This window comes from Sorangiineae bacterium MSr11954 (assembly GCA_037157815.1).
Taxonomy (GTDB): Bacteria; Myxococcota_A; Polyangia; order Polyangiales; family Polyangiaceae; genus Pendulispora; species Pendulispora albinea.
In genome coordinates, this window is the sequence record CP089984.1 from 9632683 (window position 1) to 9640171 (window position 7489).

Genomic DNA, 7489 nt, shown 5'->3' on the forward strand with positions numbered 1-7489 from the left:
CTGCAAGAGCTCGACGCCATCGATCTTTTGCCGCATCTGGCGCGCGAGCAGGGCCAGCTTGACGGCGGAGATGGTCTCTTCGGATTTGCCTTCGTTCACGGATCAACCCTCGAGCAGCGCAGCAAGTGCTTCGTCCTCCGAAAGCGCGGTCACCGCCTGCATGGCGTCGGCGAGCCGCTTTCGTTCCTTGTCGTCCTCGACCGCCTCGTCCCTCGCGGCCCCTGTCTCGACGCCTTCGTCGTTTGCGCCTTCGGCGGCGCCGGAGAGCTCGAGCTTCATCTTCTCCGCCAAGTAGGGCGCGAGCGCGGCCACCGTGGGATACCCCCACACCAAGGTGGCGGAGAGCTGCACGCCGAAGCTCTCCTCCAGCCGGTTCCGCAGGGAGAGCGCCATCAGCGAGTCGAGGCCCAGACCTTTGAGCTCCGTGGCGGGCCCGATGCGCGCGGGATCGAGCCGCAGCACCTTGGCGATCTGCTCGCGCAAATGCGCTTCGATGCGCGCGCGCCGTTGGCTCGGGTCGGCCGTAAGCAAGCTCGCGCGCAAGGTCCCCGCGCCGCGTTGGTCGCCCACGGCGCCCGCCTCGCGTTGGAGCTCGGTAAAAATGGGCGCGGCGGCGGCCCTTGGATACGACTGCGCCCAGCGACGAAAGCGAAATGGCATGACGGCGGCGCGCGGTGTACCCTCGCCAAGAAGGCGCACGAACGCTTCGATCCCCAACGCCGGCGCGATGCTGGCCATTCCCGCCGCCGCGCCCCGCTCGCCGCGGTTGGTGTGCGCCGCCGCCAGGCCTACCTCGGCCCAAGGCCCCCAATTGATGCTCTGGCCGGGCAGCCCCAAGGCGCGCCGGTGCAGCGCCAGCGCGTCGAGGAATGCGCTCGCCGCCGCATAATTCGACTGCCCGGCGCTCCCGAGGATGGACGCAGTGGACGAGAGCATGACGAAAAAGTCCAGCGGAAGCCCGCGGGTGGCGACGTGCAGATTCCACGCCCCATCGACCTTCGGCGCCATCACGGTGCGAAAGCGCGCCGCGCGCTGCTGCAGCAGGATCCCATCGTCGAGAACGACCGCGCCATGGATGACGCCACCCAGCGGGGGCATGCTCGCATCGAGGGTCGCGAGGGCCGCGCCAAGCTGCGCTTCCTCCGCGACGTCCGCGGACAAGACGAGCACGCGGGCACCCGAGGCGCGCATGCTATCCAAGGCGGCGGCCGCCGCGCCCGACGGCGTCGTGCTCCGGCCCAGCAGCGCGATGAAACGAGCCCCGCGCTCCACCAAGCCGCGCGCGAGCACCGTCCCGACGCCGCCGAGACCGCCCGTGATCAAGTACGTGACGTCATCGCGGATGGTCGCGGCCTCCGCGGGCGGGGCGATGGGCGCGTCGGGGCCGCTGCCATGGAGGACGAGCTTGCCGATGTGCCGAGCTCGAGCCATCTCATGGAAGGCGGTGACCGCATCGGAGAGCGGGTAGCTCCGCAAGGGGAGCGGATCGAGCTCACCGCGCGCGACGAGGCTCATCACCTCCTCCAGCAGCGCGGCGAAGCGCTGGGGCCGATCCACCGCCATGCGCGAGAGGTCGATGCCGTGGTACGCGATGTTCTTGCGGAAGGGCGCGAGCCCGATGGTGCGGTCCTCGTAAATGTCGCGCTTTCCAATCTCGAGAAAGCGGCCGTAGGGCGCGAGCACGTCGAGGCTCTTGGGGATCATGTCGCCCGAGAGCGAGTTCAGGACGACGTCGACCCCGGCGCCGCCGGTGGCCGTCATGATCGCGTCGGCAAAGGCGGTCGAGCGCGAGTCGAAGACGTGCGTTATCCCGATGGAACGCAGGTAGTCGCGCTTGGCCTCGCTGCCGGCGGTGGCGAAGATCTCGGCGCCTGCGCGGCGCGCGATCTGCACCGCCGCGAGCCCGGTGCCGCCCGAGGCGGCGTGAACGAGGACGCGCTCGCCCCGCTCGATGCGTGCAAGATGCACGAGGGCATGCTGCGCCGTCATGAAGGCGATGGGGATGGTCGCGGCCTGGGCAAAATCGAGCCGCTCGGGCTTCTTGACGACAAACCGTTCCACGGTCGTGGCGTGCGACGCAAACGCAAATGGCGCGATGCCGACCACCTCGTCGCCCACGGCCAGGCTCACCCCTTCGCCCACCGCGCTGACTTTGCCGGAGCACTCGCCGCCGAGGCGCACCTCTCCGTTCGCTTTGCCTTCGCGCGCGCCGGGCTCCGGATCGGGGCGAAGGCCCAAGGCCGACAAGACGTCGAGGAAGTTGAGCCCCGCGGCCTCCACGGCCACCTCGATCTCACCCGGTCCAGGTGCGCGGCGCTTGGCCTGGCGAAGCACCAAGCTGTCGAGCGCACCGGGTGAGTCGATGACGAGCCGGTACGGACGCTCGCCCGCGCGCTCCAGCGAGGCCGAGCCGGTCGCCGGCGTGCTCGTCGCCTCGTTGCTCGTTGACTCGCTCGTTGCCGGCGTGCTCGTTGACTCCTTGCTCGTCGCCTGCGTGCTCGTTGCCTCGTTGCTCGTTGGCGGCGTGTTCGTTGACTCCTTGCTCGTCGCCTCGTTGCTCGTTGCCGGCGTGTTCGTCGCCTCGTTGCTCGTCGCCTCGTTGCTCGTCGCCTCGTTGCTCGTCGCCGGCGTGCTCGTCGACTCCTTGGACGAGCGCCGGACGATGCGTGCGACGTACCGGCCGCTCGCGCGATGGGCGATCTGGTCCTCCGAGCCGTTGGCGAGGAGCTCCGATACGAGCTCGTTTATGTCGTGCGACGCGGGCGAAAGGTCGATCAGGCTCGTTCGCAGCTCGGGGTGCTCGTGCGCGACGGTTGGCGCGAGGCCCCAGAGCGTCGCGGTTTCGATGGCGGCGGCGTGCGATGCGTCGCGATGGCCGGGGTCGAGCGTTTGCGCGCCGCGTGTGACGATCCAGAGGCGCGGCGGATCGCGGAATCCCGCTTGCACCAGCGCTTGCACGAGGTGGAGCACGCCGATGGGGCCGAGCTTCTCGGCGGCGTGCAGCGCGGTGAGGCCGCCGGAGGCATCGGGCCGGGGAGCGTCGAGTGGCCAGAGGTAGAGAATGCCGGCCGGCGCCCGCCCGGAAAAATGCTCCGCGAGAAGCGCGGCAAACGCCTCGGGGCGATCGATGTCCAGCCCTTCGCGCGGGACGTGAACCCCCGTCAATCCGTGCGCCGCGAGCTGGGGTGCGATCGTTCGATCGGCGAAGATCAGCCAGTCGCGGGCGGGCGCTTTGGCGGCGCTCTCCGCCGCCCGCGGCTCGAGGCGCGGCTGCTCGCGGAACACGCGCTCGTAGAACCAATCGTCGAGGATGTCGGCTCGGGCCGTGCGCGCCCCGGCGGAGAAGCGCTGCAGGCGAAGCCCCTCGACTGCGATGACGGGGCGGCCATTTTCATCGGTGAGCGTGATGTCGCCTTGGAAATCGCCGGATTCGGTGGTGCGAAGCACGGCGTGGCTGAAACCCTTCGCGGCGGGGCGGTCGCGAAGGGTGAGTCGGGCTACGCCGACGGGCAGGTACGCGTCGTTCGTTCCCGTCGCGTCGAGCGGCAGCGCGCCGGCGAGGACCTGAAACGCCGCGTCCAGAAGCGCGGGATGAATGCGGTACGCGGACGACTCGGCCCGCAAGGCGTCGGGCAGCTCGATGCGGCCGAGCGCTTCGCCGTCGCGTCGCCACAGCTCCTCGACGCCTCGAAAGCGCGCGCCGTACTCGAGGCCGCGCGCGGCCAGCGCCTCGTAGTGCGCGTGCCCGGGAACGTGTGTACCGAGGCGCGCGCGCACCTCCTCGAGCGGTATTGTGGGGTGCTCTCGCGCCGGGGCGCGACCGAGGGTGCCCGATGCGTGCGCCGTCCAGGTGCCATCGGCGCCGTCGCCGCGGCTGTGAATGTGAAAGGCGTGCCGAGGGGAACCGTCGGACGTCGCGCGGAGCTGGACATCGCGCGCGGCCGATGCGCCCGCGGGGGCCGTGGGGAGGGCCATCAAGCCTTCGAAGGTGACATTTTCGAGGACAGGAGTCTCGCCACGCTGTGGGGCATTTTCGAGGATATTCGTCTCGTTATGAGATTCGAAGAGGTGCTCCGCGGCCGCGAGCGCCATTTCGAGGTACGCGGTGCCCGGGAGAACGACGAGCCCCTCGACCCGGTGGTCCTCGAGGTACGGCGTGTGGGCCGCGTCGATTCGACCTTCGAACAGGGTCGTGCGCGCTTCCCCGGCCAGCTCGACGGGGTCGCCGATGAACGGGTGTGCGCCTTGCCGGATTCGGCGCGTGCCGGTGCGGGATCGCGGTTCGATCCAGTGGCGCTGGCGCTGCCATGGGTACGTCGGAAGGTCGACCACCTGGCCAGCCTTCGGGTGCTGGCGCGACCAGTCGATCGCACTACCCGCCGACCACAGCGCTCCCAACGTCCCCAGCATGCTCGCGCGCTCGGGCGTGTGGCGCCTCAAGGTCGGCTGCACCGCCTTCGCTCCGCACGCCTCCACGTCCGTCGTCAGGATCGGGTGCGCGCTCACCTCCACGAACACCGTTCCCTCTTCCTCCTCCAGCTGCCGTCCCACCATCCTCGCCAACAGCACAGGCTCCCGCAGGTTGTCCCCCCAGTACTTCGCGTCCATCTCGCTCCCGTCGATCACCCGCCCCAGCAACGTCGAGTGGATCGCCACCGTTCCGGCCTTTGGCCGAATGCCGCGCAGCCGCTCCAAGAGCTCTCCGCGCAAGGGGTCCATTTGTGCGCTGTGCGATGCGAAGTCCACGCGCACCCATCGCGCGAAAACCCCTCGCTCTCCCAGCTCTCTTAGAATTTCCTCCAGCGCTTCTTTCTCGCCCGACAACACCGTCGACCTCGGGCTGTTCGACGCCGCGATCGATACCCGCTCTCCGTACTTCCCAATCGCGGCTTTCGCCTCTGAAAGACTTAGCTCCGTGAGCGCCATTCCCCCGCGCCCCGCGGCGCGCGTCACCAACTTGCTTCGCTCGCAGATCACGCGCGCCGCGTCCTCTAGGCTCAACGCGCCCGCCACGTGCGCCGCCGCGACCTCCCCCATGCTGTGGCCCATCACCGCGTCCGGCTCCACGCCCCACGCTCGCCAGAGCGCCGTTAGCGATACCTGCATCGCAAACAGCATCGGTTGCACCCTGTCGATTCGCGTCAGGTGGTATTTCTCCTCGGGCGCGCCCAGCTCTTCGAGCAACGATCCATCCAGATACGGACCCATCGCCTTGGCGCACGCCTCCAGCGCCTCGCGAAACACGGGCTCACGCGCACGAAGCTCCTGCCCCATCCCCACCCACTGCGAGCCTTGCCCCGGATACACGAACACCACCTTCGGCGCGCGCCCGCTCGCCACCGCCCACGCCACACCCTCGCGCGCCTCCCCCGCTGCGAACGCACCCAACCGCTCCACCAGCTCTCCGCGCGTCGACGCCACCACCGCCAAACGATGCTCGTGCACCGCCCGACGACGCGACGCCGTGTACGCCACATCGCTTAGTGCTGCGCCCGCGCCTGCACCCATCGCAGCGTCCGCGCCTGCACCTACGCCTGCACCCCCACCCGCGCCTGCGACCACGTCCGCGCCTGCATCGGCGACCGCATCCGCGCCTGCATCGGCGACCGCATCCGCGCCTGCGTCGGCGACCGCATCCGCGCCCCGCGCAAGCCACTCCCCCCACGACCTCGCACGCGCACGCAGCGCATCCGCCGTCTTCGCCGACACGGGCACCAGCCACGCGCGCCCGTCGTCCTTGGCATTTGCTACCCGTGGCATCGCCGGCGCCTCTTCGAGCACGACGTGCGCATTGGTACCGCCAATACCGAAGGAGCTCACCCCCGCACGCCGTGGAAGCGCACCACGCCGCCAGGGCGCAAGACGCGCGTTCACACGAAAGGGGCTCTTCGCAAAATCAATCTCCGGATTCGCCTCGACGAAGTGAAGGCTCGGCGGAAGCTCCTCGTGCTCGAGCGCCAGCACGGTCTTGATCAACCCCGCGATCCCCGCAGCCGACTCGAGGTGCCCCACATTCGTCTTCACCGATCCCAGCGCACAAAGCTTTCTCGTTGCCGCCCTGTACGCGCGACCGTCCACCCCACTCGACCCAACACCGGCGCCCGCACCGCTCCCGCCCGCACCGCTCCCGCCCGCACCGCTCCCCGATCCACTCCCTCCCACACCACTCCCCCCCACCCGAAAGACCTCCGCCAGCGCCGTGCCCCCGATCGGATCGCCCAGCGGCGTCGCCGTTCCATGGCGCTCGACAACGCCACTCCCCGATCCACTCCCCCCCACCCGAAAGACCTCCGTCAGCGCCGTGCCCCCGATCGGATCGCCCAGCGGCGTCGCCGTTCCATGGCGCTCGACAACGCCACTCCCCGATCCACTCCCCCCCACCCGAAAGACCTCCGTCAGCGCCGTGCCCCCGATCGGATCGCCCAGCGGCGTCGCCGTTCCATGGCGCTCGACAACGCCACTCCCCGATCCACTCCCCCCCACCCGAAAGACCTCCGTCAGCGCCGCGACCTCGATCGGATCGCCCAGCGGCGTCGCCGTTCCATGGCACTCGATGTAGTCCATCGTCTCGGGCGCGACCTGCGCCACCGCGAGCGCCTCGGAGAGAACGCGCACCTGACCGTCGGTGGACGGCGCCGTGTATCCGATTTTGCGCGCGCCGTCGTTGTTCACGGCGGAGCCTTTGATGACCGCATGGATCCGGTCGCCGTCCTCGAGCGCCTTTTCGAGCGGCTTGAGGAGCACCACCCCGGCGCCGCTGCCAAAGAGGGTACCTTTTGCGCGCGCATCGAAGGTCCGGCAGTGCCCATCGGGCGCGAAGATGCCGCCTTCCTCGGCGAGGTAACCGGACTTTTGCGGCACGCGAACGGTCACCCCCCCGGCGAGGGCCATATCGGCCTCCCCGTCGAGCAGGCACTGGCAAGCGAGGTGCACGGCCACCAGCGATGTGGAGCACGCGGTCTGCACCGTCACGGCGGGCCCGCGGAGATCCAGCTTGTAGGCGATGTGCGTGGCCAGATAGTCCTTGTCGTTGCCGATCAAGGTCTGCAGATTCTCGACGGAGAGCGTGAGCTCGGGCCCCTCCGCCGAGAGGTTGGCGAGCAAGTACGTCGAGAGGCTCGCGCCCGCGAAGAGCGCGATGGAACCCTCGAACGCGCGCGGATCGTAGCCGCCGCGCTCGAGCGCCTCCCAGACGCACTCCATGAAGATGCGGTGCTGCGGATCGAGCACGTCGGCCTCCTTCGGTGCAAAGCCGAAGAAGCCCGAGTCGAAGCGCTCGACGTCGCCCGGGTCGAGGATGGGGGCGGCTTTGACGTATTCGGGTCGCGCGAGGAGGGCCGGCGGCACCCCGAGCGCGCGCAGCTCCGCGTCGTCGAAGGTCGCGATGGATTCGACGCCGTCCCGCAGGTTGCGCCAGAATGCGTCGAGATCGCGGGCGCCCGGAAAGCGTCCGGCCATCCCGATGATGGCGATATCGAAGTTTCCCATG

Annotated in this window: 1 protein-coding gene and 2 pseudogenes; all 3 read right to left on the reverse strand. The window is 69.5% G+C overall.

Going from position 1 to position 7489, the window contains the following annotated elements:
• Positions 1 to 102: 102 nt before the first annotated feature.
• A complete protein-coding gene (locus tag LZC94_37680) occupies positions 103 to 5274 on the reverse strand; it encodes an SDR family NAD(P)-dependent oxidoreductase (protein ID WXB20298.1) in 5172 nt (1723 codons plus the stop codon).
• A gap of 435 nt (positions 5275 to 5709) precedes the next feature.
• Positions 5710 to 6039, reverse strand: a pseudogene (locus LZC94_37685) (hypothetical protein).
• Positions 6040 to 6537: 498 nt separating this feature from the next.
• Positions 6538 to 7458 (reverse strand): annotated as a pseudogene (locus LZC94_37690) (polyketide synthase).
• Positions 7459 to 7489 lie beyond the last annotated feature (31 nt).